Annotated in this window: 18 protein-coding genes; 6 read left to right on the top strand and 12 right to left on the bottom strand. The window is 64.3% G+C overall.

Annotated elements, in window-relative coordinates:
• Positions 1-54 precede the first annotated feature (54 nt).
• Complete coding sequence (locus tag B1756_RS18170) at positions 55-1,041, bottom strand: FKBP-type peptidyl-prolyl cis-trans isomerase (RefSeq protein ID WP_086889834.1); 987 nt, start codon at positions 1,039-1,041, stop codon at positions 55-57.
• Positions 1,042-1,129: 88 nt separating this feature from the next.
• On the opposite strand from B1756_RS18170, the gene cyaB reads away from it, so the two are divergent.
• Together cyaB and B1756_RS18160 are read left to right on the top strand one after the other, a co-directional pair.
• On the top strand, positions 1,130-1,702 hold the full coding sequence (gene cyaB, locus B1756_RS18165) for a class IV adenylate cyclase (RefSeq protein ID WP_086889833.1): 573 nt from the start codon (positions 1,130-1,132) through the stop codon (positions 1,700-1,702).
• Between the two features lie 136 nt (positions 1,703-1,838).
• Positions 1,839-3,044 carry a methionine adenosyltransferase gene (locus B1756_RS18160; RefSeq protein WP_086889832.1) on the top strand — a complete coding sequence of 402 codons (1,206 nt, stop codon included), beginning with the start codon at positions 1,839-1,841 and terminating at the stop codon, positions 3,042-3,044.
• Positions 3,045-3,150: 106 nt separating this feature from the next.
• Here B1756_RS18160 and B1756_RS18155 read toward each other — a convergent pair whose 3' ends face one another.
• Complete coding sequence (locus B1756_RS18155; protein ID WP_086889831.1) at positions 3,151-4,509, bottom strand: methyl-accepting chemotaxis protein; 1,359 nt, start codon at positions 4,507-4,509, stop codon at positions 3,151-3,153.
• 229 nt (positions 4,510-4,738) lie between these two features.
• Between B1756_RS18155 and B1756_RS18150 the strand changes: the two genes are divergently transcribed.
• Together B1756_RS18150 and B1756_RS18145 are read left to right on the top strand one after the other, a co-directional pair.
• The gene (locus B1756_RS18150) at positions 4,739-5,917 is read left to right on the top strand and encodes a tRNA sulfurtransferase (RefSeq protein ID WP_086889830.1); all 1,179 of its coding nucleotides are present in this window, start codon (positions 4,739-4,741) and stop codon (positions 5,915-5,917) included.
• A gap of 90 nt (positions 5,918-6,007) precedes the next feature.
• The gene (locus tag B1756_RS18145) at positions 6,008-6,592 is read left to right on the top strand and encodes a DUF5804 family protein (RefSeq protein ID WP_086889829.1); all 585 of its coding nucleotides are present in this window, start codon (positions 6,008-6,010) and stop codon (positions 6,590-6,592) included.
• A 28-nt stretch (positions 6,593-6,620) separates the two neighbouring features.
• Here B1756_RS18145 and B1756_RS18140 read toward each other — a convergent pair whose 3' ends face one another.
• Complete coding sequence (locus tag B1756_RS18140) at positions 6,621-7,598, bottom strand: PLP-dependent cysteine synthase family protein (RefSeq protein WP_086889828.1); 978 nt, start codon at positions 7,596-7,598, stop codon at positions 6,621-6,623.
• A gap of 115 nt (positions 7,599-7,713) precedes the next feature.
• On the opposite strand from B1756_RS18140, the gene B1756_RS18135 reads away from it, so the two are divergent.
• The gene (locus B1756_RS18135) at positions 7,714-8,106 is read left to right on the top strand and encodes a TlpA family protein disulfide reductase (protein WP_086889827.1); all 393 of its coding nucleotides are present in this window, start codon (positions 7,714-7,716) and stop codon (positions 8,104-8,106) included.
• Between the two features lie 72 nt (positions 8,107-8,178).
• On the opposite strand, the gene B1756_RS18130 is transcribed toward B1756_RS18135, so the two are convergent.
• From B1756_RS18130 to B1756_RS18090, 9 genes are all read right to left on the bottom strand, one after another.
• Complete coding sequence (locus tag B1756_RS18130) at positions 8,179-9,255, bottom strand: sensor histidine kinase (RefSeq protein ID WP_161493208.1); 1,077 nt, start codon at positions 9,253-9,255, stop codon at positions 8,179-8,181.
• A gap of 191 nt (positions 9,256-9,446) precedes the next feature.
• Positions 9,447-10,910 (bottom strand): DUF7125 family protein, encoded by a 1,464-nt coding sequence (locus B1756_RS18125; RefSeq protein WP_086889825.1) that lies wholly within the window; start codon positions 10,908-10,910, stop codon positions 9,447-9,449.
• Between the two features lie 213 nt (positions 10,911-11,123).
• Positions 11,124-13,301: a thioredoxin domain-containing protein gene (locus B1756_RS18120; protein ID WP_086889824.1), complete on the bottom strand. Its 2,178-nt coding sequence runs from the start codon at positions 13,299-13,301 to the stop codon at positions 11,124-11,126.
• A gap of 166 nt (positions 13,302-13,467) precedes the next feature.
• Entirely contained in the window at positions 13,468-14,451 is a 984-nt protein-coding gene (locus B1756_RS18115) for a methyl-accepting chemotaxis protein (RefSeq protein ID WP_086889823.1), read from the bottom strand.
• 332 nt (positions 14,452-14,783) lie between these two features.
• On the bottom strand, positions 14,784-17,543 hold the full coding sequence (gene acnA / locus B1756_RS18110; RefSeq protein ID WP_086889822.1) for an aconitate hydratase AcnA: 2,760 nt from the start codon (positions 17,541-17,543) through the stop codon (positions 14,784-14,786).
• Positions 17,544-17,834: 291 nt separating this feature from the next.
• The gene (locus B1756_RS18105) at positions 17,835-18,392 is read right to left on the bottom strand and encodes a dihydrofolate reductase (protein ID WP_086889821.1); all 558 of its coding nucleotides are present in this window, start codon (positions 18,390-18,392) and stop codon (positions 17,835-17,837) included.
• Positions 18,389-19,405, bottom strand: coding sequence for a thymidylate synthase (gene thyA, locus B1756_RS18100; RefSeq protein WP_086889820.1), 1,017 nt, complete (start codon positions 19,403-19,405; stop codon positions 18,389-18,391). Before thyA ends, B1756_RS18105 begins: the two co-directional genes overlap by 4 nt.
• A gap of 70 nt (positions 19,406-19,475) precedes the next feature.
• Entirely contained in the window at positions 19,476-19,835 is a 360-nt protein-coding gene (locus tag B1756_RS18095) for a PIN domain-containing protein (RefSeq protein ID WP_267128209.1), read from the bottom strand.
• A 29-nt stretch (positions 19,836-19,864) separates the two neighbouring features.
• The gene (locus B1756_RS18090) at positions 19,865-20,110 is read right to left on the bottom strand and encodes an antitoxin VapB family protein (RefSeq protein WP_086889818.1); all 246 of its coding nucleotides are present in this window, start codon (positions 20,108-20,110) and stop codon (positions 19,865-19,867) included.
• A gap of 119 nt (positions 20,111-20,229) precedes the next feature.
• Here B1756_RS18090 and B1756_RS18085 point away from each other — a divergent pair, with 119 nt between their 5' ends.
• Complete coding sequence (locus tag B1756_RS18085) at positions 20,230-21,813, top strand: ribonuclease H-like domain-containing protein (protein ID WP_086889817.1); 1,584 nt, start codon at positions 20,230-20,232, stop codon at positions 21,811-21,813.

The following is a 21,813-nucleotide window of genomic DNA, read 5'->3' as shown; positions in this document are numbered from 1 at the left end:
GTGATAGGCGGACCGTACGGTGGTCGGCTCGAAAACCGCGAAAAACGGCCGTCGCTACTCGTCGGCTTCGGCGTCGGCCTCGAGTTCTTCGACGATCTCGTCTGCGTCGACGTCGGCGTCTTCGAGTGCCGCCTCGAGGTCGCCCATGCCGCCGCCACCGCCCATCATGCCACCGAGGCCGCCCATCGGGCCCATGCCTTCGATGACTTCCTGGACGACGATGCGGTCGACGCCGATCTGGTCGATGATCTCCTGACCGATCTGCTGCTTGCCCATCATCCACTGCTGGTTCATGGTCATCTGCGGGGTGGCCTCGAGGTAGAGGCTCTCCTTCTCGACGAGTTCCGTCTCGAACTCGGGCTCGGCGGGTTCGTCGTCGTCTTCTTCGTCCTCGTCAGGCTCGACGGGAACTTCCTCTTCGACTTCCTCGGTCTCGATCCAGAGTTCGGGTTCGAAGCCGAGGTACATCTCGAACAGGCCACTGGCCTGTTCTTCGCGGTCCTCGACTTCGCCGACGATCTCGTACTCGTACTCGACGTCGTCACCCGCGAGCGGGTGGTTGAAGTCGACGCGAGCGCGTCCGCCGATGATCGTGCTGATGTAGCCCTGCTGGCCGTCGATCTGGACGTTCGCACCGGGGTAGCGGTCGTCCTCGTCGATCTTTTCGGCGCTGACGGTCTGGACGTCGTCGGGGTCGTACTCGCCGAAGGCGTCCTCGGCGGGGATCGTCACCGAGCCCTCGTCGCCGACCTGGCTGCCGACGAGCGCTTCCTCGACGCCCTCGAAGATGTGGCCTTCGCCGAGAACGATCGTTCGGGCCTTGAACTCCTGACCCTGCGCGTCGACGCCCTCTTCTTCGGCGACGTCGGGGTCGGTCGTGTCGACGAGCTGGTCGCCCTCGACGGTGTAAGCGGTGTACTCGAGTTCGACGAAGTCGCCGTAGTCGAGTCCGTCGGTTTCTGCTTCCTCGTCCGTCGCTTCGTCGTCTGCATCGACGTCATCGGCCGGTACGTCTGGCTCGGCCTCCTGATCCTCGGTCATACGTTGTACCTCCCGCCGTCGACATTTAAGTACGACGCTTTGGCTCGAGAACGACCGATTCATGGGCCCCGGTTCCGTCAGCTCGCGCATGTACGAGGTGGAAGTGAAGGTGCCGGCAGACCACGCGACCGTCCGTGACCGACTCGAGGCGGTCGCGGCAGATTCGCTGGGCCAGGTCGTGCAGGTCGACACCTACTACGACGCGCCTCACCGCGAGTTCGCCGAGACTGACGAGGCACTGCGGATTCGTCGGGAGTCGGTTTCGGGCGGCACCGTGGGCGCGAACCCACTCGAGGACGGAGCCTTCGAGAGCCGCGTCACCTACAAGGGCCCGCTGCTCGAGGACGAATCGAAGAGCCGCGAGGAGTTCGAGACTGGCGTCGACGACGGCGGGACGATGGCCGCCGTCCTCGAGCACCTCGGCTTCGACCCGGCCGCGACCGTTCGCAAGGAACGCGAGCGATACGACCTCGACGGCTACACCGTCACCCTCGACGCCGTCGACGACGTCGGCGAGTTCGTCGAAGTCGAACTCGACGTCGACCACGAGGAAGACCTCGAGCCCGCACGAGAGGGGGCCTACGACGTCCTCGAACGTCTGGACCTCGATCCGGACGACCAGATTCGGACCTCGTACCTCGGATTGCTGCTCGAGTCCTGATCGCCGGTCGCGCTATTCGATCGTGCCTGTGACGACTCGAACTCCGGCCGTTTCCCGCACTGTGATTACTCGAGGGTATTATCTGGCAGAATATGTTTCCGCAAGTTATAGAACCTCGAGTCCTCTAGGACCGCTAATGAGCGAACGGAACATCCGGGTCGAGCCGATCGACCGCCGGGCAGTCGAAGACCAGGAGGTCGAGATCGTCGAGCGAAAGGGGATCGGGCATCCGGACTCCATCTGTGACGGGGTCGCCGAGAGCGTCGCGGGCGCGCTCGCACGCGAGTATCTCGACCGCGTCGGGAAGGTACTGCACTTCAACACCGACGAAACGCAACTCGTCGCCGGCGAGGCTGCCCCGGCGTTCGGCGGTGGCGAGATCGTCGACCCGATCTACCTGCTGATCGTCGGTCGCGCGACGAAACACTACGAGGGCCAGACGATCCCGGCCGAACGGATCGCACTGACCGCCGCTCGTGAGTACATCGAAGAGGCGATCCCCCAGCTCGAGTACGGCGAGGACGTGATCGTCGACGTTCGGCTCGGCGAGGGCAGCGGTGACTTACAGGACGTCTTCGGTGAAGACGAAGTCGCGGTGCCGATGGCCAACGACACGAGCTTCGGCGTCGGTCACGCCCCGCTGAGCGAGACCGAGCAGATCGTCCTCGAGGCCGAACGACGCCTGAACGGCGAGTTTGCGGCCGAAAACCCGTATCTTGGGCCGGACGTGAAGATCATGGGCAAACGCGAGGCCGACCAGATCGACGTCACGGTCGCCGCGGCGATGGTCGACGAGTACGTTCCCGATCTCGACGCCTACGCCGACGCCGTCGAGTCGGTTCGCGAGTTCGTCGCAGAAGTCGCAAGCGAGCACACCGACCGCGAGGTAACTGTCCACGTCAACACGGCCGACGACTACGAGTCAGGGTCGATCTACCTCACCGTCACCGGTACCTCCGCCGAGCAGGGCGACGACGGCTCCGTTGGCCGGGGCAACCGTGCCAACGGCCTCATCACGCCCAACCGTTCGATGTCGATGGAGGCCACGAGCGGGAAGAACCCGGTCAACCACATCGGAAAAATCTACAACCTGCTGTCGACCGAGATCGCCGAGGAGGTCGTCGCAGAGGTCGACGGCATCCGCGACCTGCGCGTCCGTCTCCTGAGCCAGATCGGTCGCCCGATCGACCAGCCCCACGTCGCCGACGTCCACGTCGTCACCGAAGAGGGCGTCGCCCTCTCGGACGTCCAGGCAGACATCGAGGCGATCGTCGACGCAGAACTCGCGAACGTCACCGAGATCACCCGTAGCGTGATCGAGGGCGAACTCACGACGTTCTGATCGGCCGATCGATTTTCCCGGTTCGATCACGCCCCGATTCTGGCGCTCGAGTCGCCGTCTACAGGCGGAGCAGGCCGAGTGCCTCGGGGCTTGACCCCGAGGCGGTTCACTCAGAAAGCTGGCCGACGGTCGACCGGACGGCGGCGACGCTCTCGCGCTGTTCCCGGGTCGACTCCGTGATGGCCTCGAGTTCGTTCCGGAGGTCGTTCATCTCCTCGACTGCGGTGTCGACGGTAGCGGCGATCTCCTCGCTCCCGGCCGACTGTTCGTCGATCGCATCTGCCACCTCGTCGACCCCGATAGCAACGTCCTCGACCGCGTCTGCGATCTCGTCGAGCCGGTTCAACGTCCCTTCGACGCGATCGACCCCCTCGTCGATCCGGTCGGTCGTCGTCTCGAGGCTCCCGGCGGTCTCTTCGATTTCGCGTTGAACGTCTGCGATCGTCGTTTCGATGCGGCTGGCCTGTTTCTGGGTGTCTTCGGCCAGCGATTTCACCTCGCTCGCGACCACGGCGAAGCCGACACCTTCCTCACCAGCGTGTGCAGCCTCGATCTGGGCGTTCAGTGCGAGGATATTCGTCTGTCTGGCGATGTCGTCGATCACGTCGACGATGGCCTCGATTTCGTCGATACTCCCCTGTAGCGAGGTCATGTCCGCCGAAACTGCGCCAGCAGCGTCGGAGACGGCGTTCATCGTCTCGATGGCGTCACCGGCGTTGGCGGACCCGGCGGCAGCGAGTTCGGCCGCTTCGTCGCTGGTTTCCCGAACGTTTCCGGTGGTCGAGGCGATCTCTTCGATCGTCGCACTCTGGTTCGAGACCTCGGTGGCGATCGTCTCCATCCGTTCGGTCTCTTCGACGCCGAGTTCGTGAATGCGATCGATGCTCGAGGCGATCGACTCGGTGTGGCTCTCGAGATCGACGACTTCCGACCGGACTTCCTGTGAGACCGTCTCCTGTAACTGCTCGTAGGCCTGTTGCTGGTGGACGAAGTCGCTGACGTCGGGGGTTGCTTCGAACGCACCGATGGCGTTCCCGTCCGGGTCCCGAAGGGGGACGGCGTACACCTGATAGTAGCGATCGGAGTGGGGGACGGTACGCGTGTCGTCTTCTCGGACCGGTTCGTTCCGCCTGACGACCGTCTCTGCGAGCGTCTCCGACTGCCCGTCGGTTTCGAAGATATCGTAGGCATTCGCGCCCAGGACGTCTCCTGCGGACGAGCCGTTCAATTCCTCCATCGCGGGGTTCCAGTTCGTGATTTCACCGTCTGCTGCGACCACGAACGCCCCCTCCGGAAACGCCGCGATGAGCTGTGTGTACAGCGATCGCCAGAAGTCCCGTTCGGCGCGAAGTCGTTCGCACTCGTCGCCTTCCTCGAGTGACTCGAGAAACGGCTTCGCGAGCGCTTCCTCTCCCTGACTGCCCTGAATCTGTTGATTCCCGCTACGGATAGCCGCGTTACTCATTGTCCGAGAGAGTAGCCTCGAAACGTATAGTCACTCTGGCCGTTATTGTAACGGCTCAATCACTTCACACAACCGGCGGCCAGCGACGAAGCGATCGGATTGTTTCCTGTCTGGGGTCCTGTCCTCGCTGGCTGTTCCGTCGACCGCTCGAGTCGTCACTGGCACGACCGTCGCGCCTGTGACTTGCCCCTCGCAATGCCCTTATATGCGCAACCATCTACACGTTGCTATGCATCCCCCCGGCGCCGATACGGTCCTCGTCCGTCACGGCGACCTGAACACGAAGAGCACCCCCGTCAAGCGCCAGATGGAAGGGACCCTCGTGGAGAACGTCGAGGCCCTCCTTTCGGACCGGTCGATCCCCGGCGACGTCGAACGCCGCTGGAACCGGCCGCTGATTCACACGACCGAAGACGCCATCGAAGACGCGACAGCGGCCGTGACCGACGCATTCGGCGTCGTCTCCGCGAGCCCCTGTCGGACCGTCAGTACCGAGAAAGCACAGATCATCGAGGTACTCGCCGAGATTGCAGACGCGTGTTACGACGGGGGAACCTTCGCCGTCGACGCCCGTCGTTCCGACAAGTCCCTCCCCTACAGCAGCGACGACCTCGCGCGGGAGGGTGGCACGGCAATCTGGGAGGCCGTCGAGGACGACTTCGAGCCCGCGGTCGACCTCGACGATCCGGACCTCACCTTCGGCGTCGAGGTGCGTGACGAATCGGCGTTCGTCTACCTCGAGACCGTCGACGGACCGGGTGGCCTGCCGCTTGGTTCTCAGGAGCGCGTTGTTGCGACGGTCAGCGGTGGGATCGACTCCCCGGTAGCGGCCTACGAGATGATGACTCGCGGGAGTCCGATCGTCCCGGCGTACGTGTCACTCGGTGACTACGGCGGAATCGACCACGAGGCGCGTGCGATGGAGACCGTCCGGACCCTCTCACAGTACGCGCCGAATCAGGAGATGCAGGTCTACCGCATTCCGGGGGGCGAGACGGTGGACCTGCTCGTCAGCGAGATGGAGAAGGGACGGATGCTCTCGTTGCGGCGCTTTTTCTACCGCGCGGCGGAAGTGCTTGCCGAGCGCGTCGACGCCCACGGCATCGTCACTGGCGAGGCCGTCGGTCAGAAGTCCAGCCAGACGATGCAGAACCTCGCGGTGACGAGTCAGGCCACGGACCTGCCGGTCCACCGGCCGCTGCTCACCCGGGACAAACAGGATATCGTCGCTCAGGCTCGCGAGATCGGCACGTTCTCACAGGCGACGATCAACGCCGGTTGCAATCGCGTCGCACCCGACATGGTCGAGACCAACGCCCGGCTGGACCGCCTGCTCGAGATCGAACCCGACGACCTGTTCGAGCGCGCCGAGGAAGCCGCGTTGAACGCCGATCTGGTCGAACCCTAGGGAAATCGCTCGTCGTCTCTCTTTCTGGCCTCGCGGGACCGCAGCCGAGAGGCGAAACCAACATTAGGTGACCGCTCGCAGGTACGCGCAGTGACGCGCGTCTGCCTGATCGGGGACCCCGACTACACCTTGCAGTACGAGCTCCTCTCTCGAGAGACGTCTCGCGAAGCGCTGGCGACGTACGATCTGACGCGACCGTTCGAGAACTCGCTCGCGGTCAGGACCGTCAGCGTCGGCGCGGCTATCTCGTTGCTCAACGACCTCCAGTGGTACCTCACCCGGTTCGTCGACGAGGCCCTCGTCCTCGAACCGAGCGTCAGCGACGAGGAGTGGCTCTCGAGAGCGCTCGCGACGGACCTTCGAAACGGGGACGTGACGCCGGCCGAGACGGCCGAATTTTGCAAGATCTACGGCCTCGAGGTGGTGGGTGAGCCGGCGGGCCCCGGTTCCGACGGCGAGACCGACTCCGGACCGGAGTCAGCGGCTGCGGAATCGGAGCCCCGATCCACCGAGGCTGACGACGAGGAAGCCACGTCGGCCAGGAGGCAGGGGGCGACTCGTCGACTCGTCGAACCGCTTTACGTTCGACGAACGGGCGGGAAACTGCCCGAGTACGACCTGCGGGACGTCGACGAGACGCTGGTCGTTCGGGTGACAGAAGACGAGTACGCCTGACGATTCTCTGTCCTCGTGACCGCACCGATCAGTCGAACAGTCCAGTCGAGAGGTATCGCTCGCCGCTGTCCCAGAAGACCGTGACCACGAGCGGGCAGTCCTCGGCGGTACTCCCACCGCCGTCGGCTTCCGTCGTAGCGGGTTCGTCGAACGCACTCGAGGTGCTGGGGCACTCGAGGTCGGGATCGGCGATTTCCTCGGCGACCTGCTTGGCGACGAGGCTCGTGGCACCGCTGGATTGCCCGACGAGCATGCCCTCTTCGCGGGCGAGTCGACGGCACTCCTCCTCCGCGTCCTCGAGCCTGACGGTCTCGACGCGGTCGATCAGGTCGCGGTCGAGGTTGTCGCTGACGAATCCGGGTCCCATCCCCTGGAAGTCGTCGGAGCCGGGTTCGCCGGTCGAAAGAACCGGGTTCCGTTCGGGTTCGACGGCGACGATTTCGACGTCCGGGAACTGCTCGCGGAGTCGCCGACCGGTCCCCGAGAGGGTTCCACCGGTTCCGACGCCGGCGACGAACGCGTCGATCTCGCGGTCGCCGACCTGCTCTATGATCTCGACGCCGGTCGTCTCGTAGTGGGCCTCCGGATTCGCCGGGTTCTCGAACTGGCCCAGTTGAACCGCGCCCTCGGCCTCGAGTTCGTCAGCCCGCTCGCGGGCGTCGGTCATGTCGCCGTCGACCAGCTCGAGCTCTGCGCCGTAGGCGCCCATGATCTGCTGGCGCTCTTCTGATTTGTCCGCGGGCATGACGATCGTCAGATCGTAGCCCCGGGCCGCGGCGACGAGTGCCAGCCCGATGCCGGTGTTGCCGCTGGTGGGTTCGACGAGCCAGTCGCCCGGTTCGATTACCCCCTCGCGTTCGGCCGTCCGGATCATCTCGAGAGCCGGTCGGTCCTTGGCCGAGCCGGCCGGGTTGAACCACTCGAGTTTGGCGGCGACGGTCGCCCCGGGTGGCGACTCGATCTCCACGAGCGGCGACCCGATCGTGTCCAGAATACTGCCGTTCATTATCCGGCGATAGACGGCGGAGGCATAAACCGGTGCTGGACGACGGCAGGCGGTGCCGGTGTCCCGGTTGCCCCGAAACATGGCCGTTAAGCCGCCCGAGCCGCAAGGCAGGGATATGAGTCTCGAAACCATGCAACCGAATCCCACGTGGGACGCCGCCTCCTACGAGGACGCCGTCGACACGCTCGAAGCACACGCCGACGATGTCGTCTACAGGGTCTGGGGTGGCGACTGGTGTAAAGACTGCCGACGCCTCCTCCCCGATTTCGGGGCCGCACTCGAGGCGGCCGGGGTTCCCGACGACCGAATCGACGAGATCGCGGTCGACCAGGACAAGCAGGGCCCGGGCGTCGACGAGTACGGCATCGAGTACATTCCGACGATCGTGGTCGAGCACGCGCCCGCCAGCGCGGATAGAGACGAGGGCGAGGAGATCACCCGGTTCGTCGAGGACGAGGACCTGCCGCCGGCGACCTGGCTCGCGCAGGAACTCGAGGACGAACTGTAGCTGTTTCGTTCGCTGTCGAGTACGTCGTCGCCGCTTTTCCGTTGTGGCTCCAGCAAACTGCTCCGGATCGGATTACTCGACTCGCGTGACGCCGGTCACCAGGAACTGCGTACCACCGGCGTCGCTCTCCTCGAGTGTGATGTCCCACCCGTGAGCCTCGACGACGGTGAGAACGATATCGAGGCCGAGTCCCGTCCCGCCGTCGCCACCCGAGTAGCCGCGCTCGAGGACGCGTTCGCGTTTCTCCGGCGGAATACCGGCCCCATCGTCTTCGACGACGAATCCGTCCTCGATACCGGAGACCGCGATTTCGATCGCACCCGTGAGTGTTCCCTCCGTCTCACTCCCCGCAGATTCACCCGCTGTGCCGTGTTCGACTGCGTTTCGAAACAGGTTCTCGAAGATCGTCTGCAACTGATCTTCGTCCGCGAGGATCGTGGTCTCTGCCGCCGAGTTCACGAACGTCGCATCTGGTGCGTCGATGACGGCCCACGCATCGTCAGCAACGTCTCCCACCGAGACCGGAGTGAGGGCCCCGGTGTCGTTTCCTCTCTGGGCGAGCGTCAACATCGACTCGACGATCTTCTCCATTCGCTCGAGTGACGTCTGGATCTCTTCGACGTGGACCTGTTCGTCGGTCGGGACGCTCGACTCGAGCAGTTCGAGACGGCCCGTCGCGATCTGGAGTGGGTTCCGAAGGTCGTGACTGACGACGTCCGCGAACGCCTCGAGCTGTTCGTTCTGGTTCTGCAGGAGCTCGAACTGTCGACGGCGAGTGATGAGGTTGTCGAGACGGCGAAAGAGGATCGTCGGCTGGACGGGGGCATCCACTACCTCGTCGATCAGTGGTCGTTCGCCGCTGGGGCCGGTGGTCAGAAGTGACTCGTCGAGTCGTGTTCCCGCACGTCGGAGTAAGACGACCGGCGTGAACTCCAGTCGGTCTTCGTCATCGGGTGTCTCGATTACGTCCCGGGAAGAGGCGAACGACCGATCGTCTACCAGCACGAGATCGCCCGACAGCTCGCTCGCGTCCGTCGTGACGACGTACCGGCGCTCGAGGATCGTCTGAAGCGCCTCCCTGTTAGCATCGTCGTCGACGAGTAACTGGACTGTCGCCGCCGTGTCCGCACTCCCGCCTGTGTTGCTCACGCCCACCCACCACCGGGAGGAGACGAACCGTCGCTGTCGGCCCGGTCACCTCCAGCCGGCTGCAGGATCGGGTGGCCGATGCGAGCGTTGCAGTTGCCTTCTGTTACGACGTGGATGCGCAGTCGTGGGTGCCGAAAAATCGGGCGGTGCAGGACGGTCACAGGAAACCGTTGGGCGGTTCGCACTTCGAGCTATCGGCCATCGTCGTGGGTCAGGTCCAGCCGGGGCGTCCCTTCGAGGAGCCCGCTGATTCCCGAGAACGGTTCGCCGACGGCGATCCCGTCCGGTGTGATTTCGAACTCGCGCATCGTTCGTTCGAACCGCCCCGCTCGCTTCTTCAGGACGCCAATTCCTTTCTCGAGTGCGCCGTCAACCTCGACGTAGTTGACAAAGAGGATATTGTCCGCGATGTAACTGATGTTCGCGCTCGAGGCGCTCGGAATTCCCGTGATCTGATCGGTTTCGTCGACGAGAATGACGGCCACGTTTCGGTTCTTGAGGTACCGGATCAACGCGTGGAGTTTTCGACCGAGTTCGACCTGCTCACCCTGTATCGAGACTTTGTAGCCATCGACGCCGTCGATCACCACGAGTTTGGTCCCATCGGCGTCGATACGATCTGCTACCTGTCGGGCGAACGCCTCGGGAGAGAGTGTAAGCGGTTCGACCGGTACGATCGAAAGCTCGTCAGCGGCCCGCTGCTCGCGAATGGGTATCCCGATCGCCTCCGCCCGGTGGAGGAAAGTTTTCGGGGACTCTTCGAACAGGTACGCTACCGGGCTGCCACCCCGCGTCGCCGCCGCGGAGAGAAACTGCATCGCCGTCGTCGTCTTTCCGACGCCAGTCGGTCCGCTGATGAACGTCGCGGTCCCACACTCGAGACCGCCTTCGAGAAGTGCGTCCAGTTCGTCCACCCCTGCCGACAGCAGTTCGGGCCCAAACGTCCGTTCGTTCGGTTCGGGAATCAGGCTTGGATGAATCTCGAGCCCCGATGCCGTGATTTCCAGGCCATGGGTTCCATCTCGCTGACCGATCCCGCGGTGTTTCGGGACAGTTATTCGCCGTCCGCCAGTACCTCGCTCGAGTTCGACGATTCCATCGCTCAGTGATCGGATTTCGTCGTCGGCCCTGGACGGTTCGTCCGTTTTCGTTGCGATCACGGTCGTCCCGCGTCCCTTTAGAAAACGCATAAACGAGATCAGCCGCCGGCGAAACTGGTACTCGGAGGGCTCGATGTACTGCAGTTGTGAGATGGGATCGAGTAGCACGCGGTCCGGGTTGATCTCCTCGATGGCGTCTCTGATCTCTTCGATAAACCGATCCGACTCCACGTCTCGTGCGTCGACGAGGTCGTAGGTGCTGTCGCCGTCGAAGAAACCGGAATCCGGCCCGAGGTCCAGAAACTCAGTTCCCGTCAGATCGATCCCGAAACTCGCTGCGTTGGCCAGTATCTCGTCGGCAGATTCCTCGCCGTGAACGAACAGCGTCGTATCGCCGTTGGTGAGTCCTTCCTCGAGATATTCGCTTCCGAGGAGCGTCTTCCCGGTTCCTGCCCGACCGACGACGAGATAGAGACGACCAGTAATGAGTCCCCCGTTGAGAAGTTCGTCGAGACCAGAAACGCCAGTCTCGATCGTCTTCAGGGTCGATTCCATGGTAACACCCTATCGGGGATGACCAGCGGTATAATACTTCTGTCCAACAGGGAAGGAGGTCGGTTTCTGCGGCCACGAACGCGACCTCGAGTGGCAGTGATACGATTACAGGCCGAGGCCGACGTTTCGCTCGAATACGGAACCGCCTGTCTCCGTAACCGGGGAGTCGACTGCCAGCGTCAAACGACACCCATCGTCGCTCCAGAAACTGCCCTAGAAGGGGCTCGTCGGCCCGTCAGTCGACGATTCGAACGAGGGCGAACCATTATCCTCGAGCCATTCCACGGCCTCCTCGACATCGTGCGTGGGCGGTGAACACGTCCGTCCTCGACAGACGTACAGCGTGGGGTCGCCGTCCCGTGCCTCCCGCCCGGCCCAGATGGGCGGGGCATCCTCGAGCCCCAGTTCTTCGAGCCAGCCCTCGAGTTCGTCGTCCGTCGGCGGTCGGCGAGCGAACAGCCTGTCGGGGACGTACCGCGACACGAACGCCGCGCGCCACTCGTCGGGGAGGTTCGGGGCGGCGACGGTCACCTCGACCGATCCCGTCTCGAGACGGTCGGCGGCCAGACAGAGCGTCACGTGCTGGAGGGGGTTCGACTCGAGGCGGTTCGCGTGGGTCTCGAGGACGCCCGCGGCAATCGACTCGAAGTCCTCGTCGGAAAACCCGTCCAGTGCGAGCAGCGTCTCGACGGCGACGCCGGCGGCCGAGGGCGTCGACTGGTCCGTGAGTTCCTGCGGGCGCGTCACGAGTGACTCGCCGCTCTCGGGGGTGAAGTACAGCGTCTCGTGGGCGTCGTCCCAGAACTCGTCCTCGATGGTCCGGGCGAGGTCGAGCGCGAACGTGAGGTGGTCGACGTCGCCGGTCGCCTCGTAACAGCCGAGTGCGCCGCGGGCGAGGAAGGCGTAGTCCTCGAGGTAGCCGTCGACCTTGACGTTCTCGTCTTTGTACCGGCGCGAGAGGCGTTCAGCGTCGTCGTCCCAGAGCTTTTCGCGGACGAATTCGAGGGCGTCGACGGCCATCCCGGCGTAGTCGTCCTCACCGAGCACCAGTGCGGCTTCAGCACAGGTCGCGATCATCAGCCCGTTCCAGCCGGCGAGGACCTTCTCGTCCCGGCTGGGACGCGGGCGCTCCTCGCGGGCGTCGAACAGGGCCTCGCGAGCCTCCTCGAGTCGCTCGCGGACCCCATCGGGCTCGAGGTCGTGCTCCGCGGCCAGGTCGTCGACCGAGCGAACCCGGTTGGGCTGGTTCGTCCCCTCGAAGTTGCCGGACGCGGTGATATCGTACCGATCACAGAAGAGGTCGGCCGTCGTTTCGTCGCCGACGACCCCGTGGACCTCTTCGGGTGTCCAGACGTAGAAGACGCCCTCCTCGCGGTCTCCCGTCTCCGGGTCCTCGCTCTGGGCGTCGAGCGTCGAGAAGAAGCCGCCTTCCTCGTGGGTGAGTTCACGGTCGACGAACGCGAGGGTGTCACGGACGACCTCGGCGTAGCGGTCGTCGCCTGTCAGCTGGTAGCCCGCGAGGAACGCCCGCGGAATCTCGGCGTTGTCGTACAGCATCTTCTCGAAGTGGGGCACCGTCCAGTCGCGGTCGACGCAGTAGCGGTGGAACCCACCGCCGACGTGGTCGTACAGGCCGCCGGCGGCCATCGCATCGAGGGACGCCTCGAGTACCGCCCGGTACTGTTCGTTTCCGGTCCGGTCGGAGGCACGGGCGAGCGCGCGCAGTCGCGAGGGCTGGGGGAACTTCGGCCCGTCGGAACCGAAGCCGCCGTGCTGGCGGTCGGCGCTCCGCACTGCGCCGTCGGCCGCAGACTCGAGGACCGCACTCGACGGTGGCTCGGTCCCGCGGACCGAGTCCGGCGTCTCCTCGAGCTGATCTCTGGCGGCGTCGGTCCACTGGTCGGCCCGGCGTTCCATCTCTGCGCGGTCATCGGGGTCGGCCCACGAGTCGGCGAGTCGCCGACAGATGTCGAGGAAGCCGGGCTGTCCTCGTTTCGCGGTCTTCGGGAAGTAGGTCCCCACGTGGAACGGCTTCCCCTCGGGTGTGAGCCAGGCCGACAGCGGCCAGCCGCCGCGGCCGGTGACCAGCTGACAGACGGTCATGTAGATGCTGTCGACGTCGGGACGTTCCTCACGGTCGACTTTGATCGGAACGAACTCCTCGTTCAACAGGTCGGCGACCTCCTCGTCGGCGAAGCTCTCTTCCTCCATGACGTGACACCAGTGACACGCCGAGTAGCCGACCGAGAGAAAGATCGGAACGTCCCGCTCGCGAGCCGCTTCGAGGGCCTGCTCGTCCCAGGGCTGCCAGTTGACGGGGTTGTCCGCGTGCTGGCGCAGGTAGGGACTCTCTTCCTCGTCGAGGCGGTTTCGTTCGGTGGGTTGATCCATGTCCCGGCTACGGCCAGCGATAATAAAAGCCCGTGGTATATTACTAAGGGGATCAGTCAGTGTAAACAGTCAGGGGAGGCCGACGCGAATTTGTTCACCGACCGTTGCGGCGTTGCCTTACCGTCGGTGATCGTGGCCAGCGAGTACGAGTACACACTTTCTCAGACTATCGCGCGGGACCGGCGTCGGGCGCGAAGTCGTCGACCAGTGACTCGAGCGTCCGATCCATCGACTCGACGGTACTGGCCTGTGATTCGACCTCGTCGGCGATGACGCCCGTGTCCTCGGCGATGCTCTCGGCACTGGCGACCGTCTGGTCGACCATGCTCGCGACCTCCTCGGTGCTCGAGGCCTGTTCGTCCGTCGCGGCCGCAACCTCGTCGATGCCTGCGGAGACCTCGCCGACGGTGTCGTGGATGTCCTCGAGGATCTCGACGGCGCGTTCGACCGACTCGATGCCACGTTCGATCCGGTCGTTGTTCTCGTCGAGGCTCGTCACCGCGGCGTCGGTCTTCTCCTCGACGTCTCTGATCATTCGCTCGATTTCGCCCGCACGTTCCTGTGAGTCTTCTGCCAGCGACTTGACCTCTGATGCGACGACGGCGAACCCGTCACCCGACTTGTCGGCGTGGGCAGCCTCGATCGATGCGTTGAGCGCGAGCAGATTCGTCTGGTCGGCGATGTTGTTGATAACCGCGACGATCTGGTCGATCTCCTCGACGCTCTCCTGGATCGCCGTCACGTCCTCGGTGACCTCGGTCGCAGCATCCTGTATCGCTTCCATCGCGGTGCCGACTTCCGTCGCCGATTCCTGTCCCTCCTCGGCGAGTTCTCGTGCCGTCTCGCCGGCAGCGGCGACCTCCTCGGAGGAGGACGCAATCTCCTCGACCGACGCCGAGAGACTCGAGGTCTCGTCGGCGACGTGCATTACCGCGTCGTACTGTTCGTTCGCTTCAGCGTGGATCTCCTCGAGTCGATCGCTGATCTCGGTGATCCCCCGTCCCATCTCGGCGATGGATCGCTGGAGGTCGTTGGCGCGACTCTCGTCGTAGCTTCCCGCCGTGTCGATGTCGTCGATCGCGTCGGTGTCGACCTCCGACATCTTCCCGTCGATGACGCGATCGTCGCCAGGGCCACTACCGTACGACATTGCCTCGCTCCGTTAGCGATCGCCGGGTGGTCTGCCACTCAGAACTGACGGTCCAGGAACAGGTATCGTCTATCACTTCTGGAAAGACACGAGCAGTGATGAATAAACCTTTTCCCCCACTAATGGGATTCCCACACAATATTTAATCGGTGATCGACAGATCTATCCAGTAGCTATCACAGCCACCCGGACGAACCCTCATGGTTTCGTCAGTCCGTTGCTACTGACCGGGTCGGCTACGGATCCTCCTACGTCAAAAAATCGTTTTGATCGCACACGACTGCACGTCGGCGCAGTCGAAATCGAATCAGAAACTCGAGGCGTTCTCGAGTCTAGTTCAGTTCTTCGTTGAGCAGGCGGCGGAGCACGAGGTGGAGGACGCCGCCGTTCTCGACGTACTCGACGGCCATCGGCGTGTCGACCTGTGCGGTCACCGTGAACTCGGTGACGTCGCCGTCGTCGTCTTCGGCGGTGACGGTCAGTTCGGCGTTGGGCTCGAGGCCGTCTTCGAGACCGGAGATCTCGTAGTACTCGTCGCCCTCGAGGCCGAGTTCCTCCCAGCCCTCGCCGTCTTCGAACTGCAGGGGCAGGACGCCCATGCCGATGAGGTTGTCACGGTAAATGCGCTCGTAGCTCTTGCCGATGGTCGCGCGGATGCCCAGCAGGTCCGTGCCCTTGGCGGCCCAGTCACGGCTCGAGCCGGTCCCGAGTTCCTCGCCGGCCATGACGATCAGTGGCGTGTCGTCCTCGCGGTAGCGCTCGGAGGCCTCGAAGACGGTGGTCTCCTCGCCGGTCGGGTGGTGGATGGTGTAGCCACCCTCTTTCCCGTCGAGCATCTCGTTTTCGATGCGGACGTTCGCGAACGTACCGCGCATCATGACCTCGTGGTTCCCGCGGCGGGAGCCGTAGGTGTTGAACTCGTGGGGTTCGACGCCGCGCTCTTTGAGCCACTGGCCGGCCGGCAGGTCCTCGCTGAACAGGCCGGCTGGGCTGATGTGGTCGGTCGTGACCGTGTCGCCGAGAGTCATGAGCGCGCGAGCGTCGTCGACGTTGTCGACGCCGGGCTTCTCGAGTGGGAAGTCCTGGAAGAACGGCGGCTCGCGGATGTAGGTCGACTCTGGGTCCCAGTCGTAGACGTCGCCCGTGGGTGCGTCGAGGGCCTCCCAGCGCTCGTCGCCCTCGTAGACCGAGGCGTACTTCTCCTCGAACATTTCGGGGGAGATGCTGTCGTGGATCGTCTGGCGGATCTCTTCGGTGTCCGGCCAGATGTCCTCGAGGTAGACCTCCTCGCCGTCGTCGTTCGTGCCGATCGGTTCGTTCTCGAGGTCGATGTCCATCTTGCCGGCGAGACCGTAGGCGACGACCAGCGGCGGGGATGCGAGGTAGTTGGCCTGAATCTTCGGGTGGATGCGGGCCTCGAAGTTACGGTTCCCCGAGAGAACACTCGTCGTCCAGAGGTCGTGTCGGTCGATGGCGTCCTCGATGGGCTTCGGGAGCGGACCGGAGTTCCCGATACAGGTCGTACAGCCGTAGCCGACGACGTGGTAGCCCAGCTCTTCGAGGTCCTCGAGCAGTCCAGAGCGCTCGAGATACTCCGTGACGACGCGGCTGCCGGGTGCGAGACTCGTCTTGACGTAGTCGGGCACCTCGAGTCCCTGCTCGGCCGCGTTGCGGGCCAGCAGGCCAGCGCCGACCATCACGGACGGGTTCGAGGTGTTCGTACAGGAGGTGATCGCGCTGACGAGGACGTCGCCGTGACCGATCTCTACTTCGGTGCCGTCCTCGAGTTCGACGGGAACCTTCTCGTCGAGTGCGAGACCGGGACCGGCCTCGCCCGAGTCGGCTGCGACGCCGCCGCCGTCACCGATTGCGGGTTCGCCGCCGGGGCCGAGAACGCCCTGCTCTTCGAGCAGGTTCGGGAAGTGCTCGTCTAAGTCGCCCATCGGGATGCGCTGGTGGGGCTTCTTGTGACCGGCGAGGCTGGGTTCGACCTCGCCGAGGTCGAAGTCGACGGTTTCGGTGAACTCGGGGTCCTGCTCGCCGAAGAGGCCCTGTGCCTCGAGGTATTCGCGGATGAGTTCGATGTGTTCCTCGTCGCGACCCGTCAGCTCGAGGTACTCGAGGGTCTTCTCGTCGACGGGGAACATGCTGATCGTCGAGCCCTGCTCGGGGGCCATGTTCGAGATGGTCGCGCGGTCGGCGACCGAGAGCTGGGAGACGCCGGGGCCGTAGAACTCGACGAACTTGTCGACCACGCCGACCTCGCGAAGGCGCTCGGTGATGTGGAGCACGAGGTCGGTCGCCGTCGCGCCCTCTGGAAGTTCACCGGAGAGGCGAACGCCGACGACTTCGGGCAGGGACATGTTGATCGGCTGACCGAGCAGTGCGGCTTCTGCTTCGATGCCACCGACACCCCAGCCGACGACGCCGATACCGCCGATCATCGGGGTGTGGCTGTCCGTGCCAACGAGCGTGTCCGGGTAGAGCCACTGGTCGCCGTCCTCTTCGCGCTCGTGGACGACGCGGCCGAGGTGCTCTAAGTTGACCTGGTGGACGATGCCGGTGCCCGGCGGAACGACGTTGAACTCGTCGAAGGCCTGCTGGGCCCACTTGATCGCGCGGTAGCGCTCCTCGTTGCGCTCGTACTCGATTTCGACGTTCTGCTCGTAGGCGTCCTCGGTGCCGAAGTGGTCGACCTGAACGCTGTGGTCGATCACGAGGTCACAGGGGACTTCGGGCTCGACGACCGTCGGGTCGACGCCCTTGCGGTCTGCGGCGGAGCGAAGCGCTGCGAGGTCGACCACTGCGGGAACGCCGGTCAGGTCCTGCAGGACGACTCGCGAGACCGTAAACGGCACTTCGGCGTCCGGCACGTCCGGCTCCCACGAGGCTGCTGCGCGAACCGAGTCTGCGTCGATCTGCCCGCCGTCGGCGTTGCGCAGCACCGACTCGAGCAGGATACGGATGCTCACCGGCAGTTTGTCGAGATCACAGAGGCCCTTCTCCTCGAGGACCGTCAGGTCGGCGATCTTGTACGTTTCTCCGTCGTGTTCGAACTCCCGGATGGCATCCGAGAACTCCGTCGTCGACATACCGGCGGCTATGGCCCCCTTGCATTTGAAACTGCCGAGAACGGTTCGAAGCGACCTTATAAGCCCCATATTTGACGAGTTATTTGTCGCAACCAGAAGAATTAGGAGTGGTCACTCCCACCACCGTCGTCTCGATCCAGCGTCGGTTCGACGACCGACGATCGATATCGCGCCGCTCGGGTTTTCTCGACGCCGTTCGTGACTGGCGACGAAGCGCCAACCGGGGCGGTCCGTGAACCGACCGGTCGGATATCTTTCACTTGTCTCGGAACATGTCTCAGAAGGCAGAACTTACCTGCCGCGGACGTACTCGACGAACGCGAATCCGTCCCGGTCGTCGCGAGATACCTCACGGAACGCACTCCTGTCCCACGCCGGGAATCTGGTGTCTCCCTCCGGGGCGGCAGCGACTTCGGTGACGATCAGGCGGTCGAGCGCCGGCAGGAACTGTTCGTAGACGGTCGCACCACCGGCGACGAAGATCCGGTCTGCGTCCTCGTGATGCTCGTGCGCCGCCATCTCGGCTTCCTCGAGTGCCGCCTCGAGACTTCCGGCAGTAACGGCGTTCTCGGGCGTCTCGAGGTCACGACTCGTCAGGACGATCGTCGTCCGGCCCGGCAGGGGCTCGCCGAGGGTCTCGACGATTCCCTCGTAGGTTACACGACCCATGATCACCGGGTGATCCATCGTCGTCTCCTTGAAGTGCTGGAGGTCCTCGGGGAGGTGCCACGGCATCTCACCGTCGACTCCGATGACGCCGTTATCGGCGACGGCGACGATCCCGACGAGTTCCAGATCGGTCTCGATGATCGGATCTGCCGTCGCCGCGTCGCCTCCCGCGTCGGTCATTCGGCCACCGAGAACGCGATTCCGTCGTGGGATTCGTAGTCGACCAGTTCGACGTCCTCGTAGGCCAGCTCGTCGATCGAGACGTCGGCCACCTCGAGGGTCGGGCGGTCGAGCGGTTCTCGCGAAAGTTGCTCGAGCAGCCCGGGGACGTGATCCAGTCGTTCGTCACCCTCGTCCTCCGCCGGCGCTTCGGACTCGAGCCACTCGCGGATCTCGCGGTACTCCTCGCGGTCGTCGACGTCGGCGAGTCGAGTCTGGAGGGTCTCGAGGTTGTCGGCGTACCACGCCCCGCGGTCGCCGCGGCCGCAGTAGACGTGGGCGTCGACTACGGTGTGGCCGAACGTGCCGGGCTCGAAGCCGGTCTGCTGGGCGACGACGGTCGTCAGGAGGGAGTACGCTGCGATGTTGAACGGGACGCCGAGTGCGATGTCGCCCGAGCGCTGGGTGAGGTGACAGTTGAGCCGGTCGCCCTGAACGTTGAAGACGAACGTGTAGTGACACGGGGGGAGCGTCGAGACGGCGGCGTTCGCGGGATGCCAGGCGTTGACGACGAGCCGGCGGGAGTTCGGCGAGTCGGAGAGCGCGTCGATCACGTACTGGAGCTGGTCGAAGGTTCGGCGGCCCTCCGCTTCCTCGGTGACCCAGCGCTGGTCTGCGTCGGGCCAGGTCTCACCTTCGAGGTGTGCCCCTGCCTCCGGAATCGGGTAGCGTCGCCAGAAGCGCCCGTAGGCGGTGTCGAGGCGACCTTCGTCGTCGGCCCAGGCGTCCCAGATCTTCGTCTCCTCGCGAAGGTCCCGGATGTGTTCTTCTCCCGAGAGGTACCAGCAGACCTCGTGGAGCATCGAGTTCCACCGGTAGCCGTCCATCTTCTTCGTCGTCAGCAGCGGGTAGCCCTCCTGAAGGTCGACCTCGTAGTGCTCGCTGAACGACGAAATCGTGTCGACGCCGGTCCGGTTGGGCTTGTAGGTGCCCGTCCCGAGTGCGGCGTCGACGAGCTCGAGGTACTGTTGCATTGTCAGTCCGTTTTGCGTGCTCGTTCTTTAGCGTTGACTTCTCAGACGGATCGATGTGACGGGGGTCCTGTTAGTACGGACAAACGTCGAGACCGTCAATTCGGTCGAAATGATCGACGTTTCTCGTGAGGACGGCTTCTTCGTGGACGAGTGCAGTTGCAGCAATGATCGTATCACCGACCCCAATTGCGTTCCCATCTGTGGTCAGTCGGCCGTCAACCCGCCCTGCTTTCTTCATCACCGCCTCGTCTGCTGGATAGACTGGTTTGGTCTCGAGTACGGCCTCAATCCGACGGCGTCTCGCGTCTGAATCTGAAACCCGTTCGACGCTGTGATTCAGCTCGAATAGTGACATCGACGAAATGTGGAGTGGGACTCCCTCGTGTTCCAATTCTCGGATCTGCCCGACGGCTCGGTCAGAATCCTGCATTACGTCGATGAGGACGTCTGTATCGACGATCACGATTCCATCCGGTCTGTAAACCGGTCGAGTCGATCACGCGACTGCTCTTCCCGATTACGAATTGCATCTCGCATCTGATCGGCCTCGTCCTCGGTTAGTATTCCGGCGAGGTCGAGCAACGACCGTTCACCAGCGATCCGCTCTACGGTATCCGAAAACGACTCTCCGGGCTGTTTTCGGCGTTTAAGCTGTTGATAGGCGTCCTCAGTTAGTCGTACATTTCGATACTCTCTATCCCCCATGCACACACCTGTGTGCACGTCCGGATTAACAGTTTCGGCAAAAGCCCATGAGATAACCGCTCTTCACTTTCACCGTGCACTCCAAACGCTCTTCGGCCCGCCGCTCGTCACTCCGACCGATGATCGCTCGAGCAGGTGTTCGTCTCCTCGCGCTCCCACCCTCTGCAGTCGCCGATCGGCCGGCGGCGACACTCGAGGACGTGGCGGCGACGCTCGAGCCAGAGGCGGTCTGGGTTCCGGGGCCGGCCCGTAGACCACAGACCTTCGCGCGCGCACGTCGCGCGTTCGACGTTCCGGTGGTTCACCCGCCGCTCGAGGCTGGCGGCGATCCAGTCGACGAATGGTCGATCGACGACGATGGTGGCGTTGCAGTGGGCGTCGTTCCACGACTCGAGGGGGTCGACGCCTCGGTCGTGGACGACCAGTGGGCCTCGGTGAGCGACGATCCGATCACGCTGTTGTGTGATCAGGTCGAGACGATCGTCCGACCGACCGAGCTGACCACCTCGCTCACCCACGCTCGTGACCTCGCCGAGACGTTGCCGACTGACCGGGGGACGACGCTCCTGACCGCGAGCGAGCCAGCGGGGTACGACGAACGCTGGCACCTCGAGTCGGAGTCGGGCGAAATTCGCACCGTCGACCACGATCCTGCAACGGCTCCCCCACGGCACGTCGACGACTGCGTCTCGGTCCGCGTCGTCGGCGCTGGTCCCGTCGAGGCCTACGACGACCGGACCTCGTTCGCACTGGTCGAACTCACCGACGACGGTGTCGAACGGGTCGATACCCACGCCGTGACGAACTTCGGCCTCGAGTCCGTCTCCGGCGTCGGCCCGAAGACGGCCGGACGGCTGTCCGACGAGGGCGTCGAAACTCGTAGCGACCTCCTCGAAACGCCGATCGACTCCCTCACGACGCTCCCCGGGATCGGCCGCGAACGCGCCGAAACGATGCACGCTCACGCTCGAGTGCTCGAGTCGGGCGAGCCCAGACGTGTGACCGACGACCCGCTGCCGGGTGAGAACTGGTCGAGACCGCCGCTCTGTCTGGACGTCGAGACCGACGGGCTCTCGCCGACGATCATCTGGCAGATCGGGGTCTACGACCCCAAGAGCGACGATCACCACGCGTTCGTCGAACGCGACGATCCGACCGATACGGTGCGGGTGCTCGAGTCCTTCTGTGACTGGTTGCTCGACGTCCACCCGGACCGGGCACTGGTCACCTGGAACGGCTGGCAGTTCGACTATCGCTACCTCGGGTCGTTCATCGCCCGGCACGTCTCCTACTACCACGACGAGTGGGAGTCGATTCCGAAGTACGACCTCTACGACTGGGCCGTCCGCGAGGACAACGCGATCCTTCCCGGCCGGACGAATCAGCTCGAGGACGTGGCGACTGCCCTCGGCTACGAGGATGCTGGCACCGGTCTCGACGGTGCGGAGACGGCAGCGGCCTACCAGCGCTTCGCACGCACGGGCGAAGAACTCGAATGGGACCGCCACGAGGCCTACTGCGAGGACGATTGCCGTGCGCTCTGGCACGTTTACGAACGGCTTGCGGACACACCGCGGCGGTCGATCCGTGGGTCGCGGGGCGGTCGTGCGGGTGCGTCCGATCGATCGCCCGGCGACGACGGAACGCCGACCGAATCGGCCGGACGGCCGACGACCGAACAGACCGGACTCGGTGATTTCTGA

Source organism: Natrarchaeobaculum aegyptiacum, from assembly GCF_002156705.1.
GTDB lineage: Archaea > Halobacteriota > Halobacteria > Halobacteriales > Natrialbaceae > Natrarchaeobaculum > Natrarchaeobaculum aegyptiacum.
This window is presented reverse-complemented; position numbering and strand designations above follow the sequence as displayed.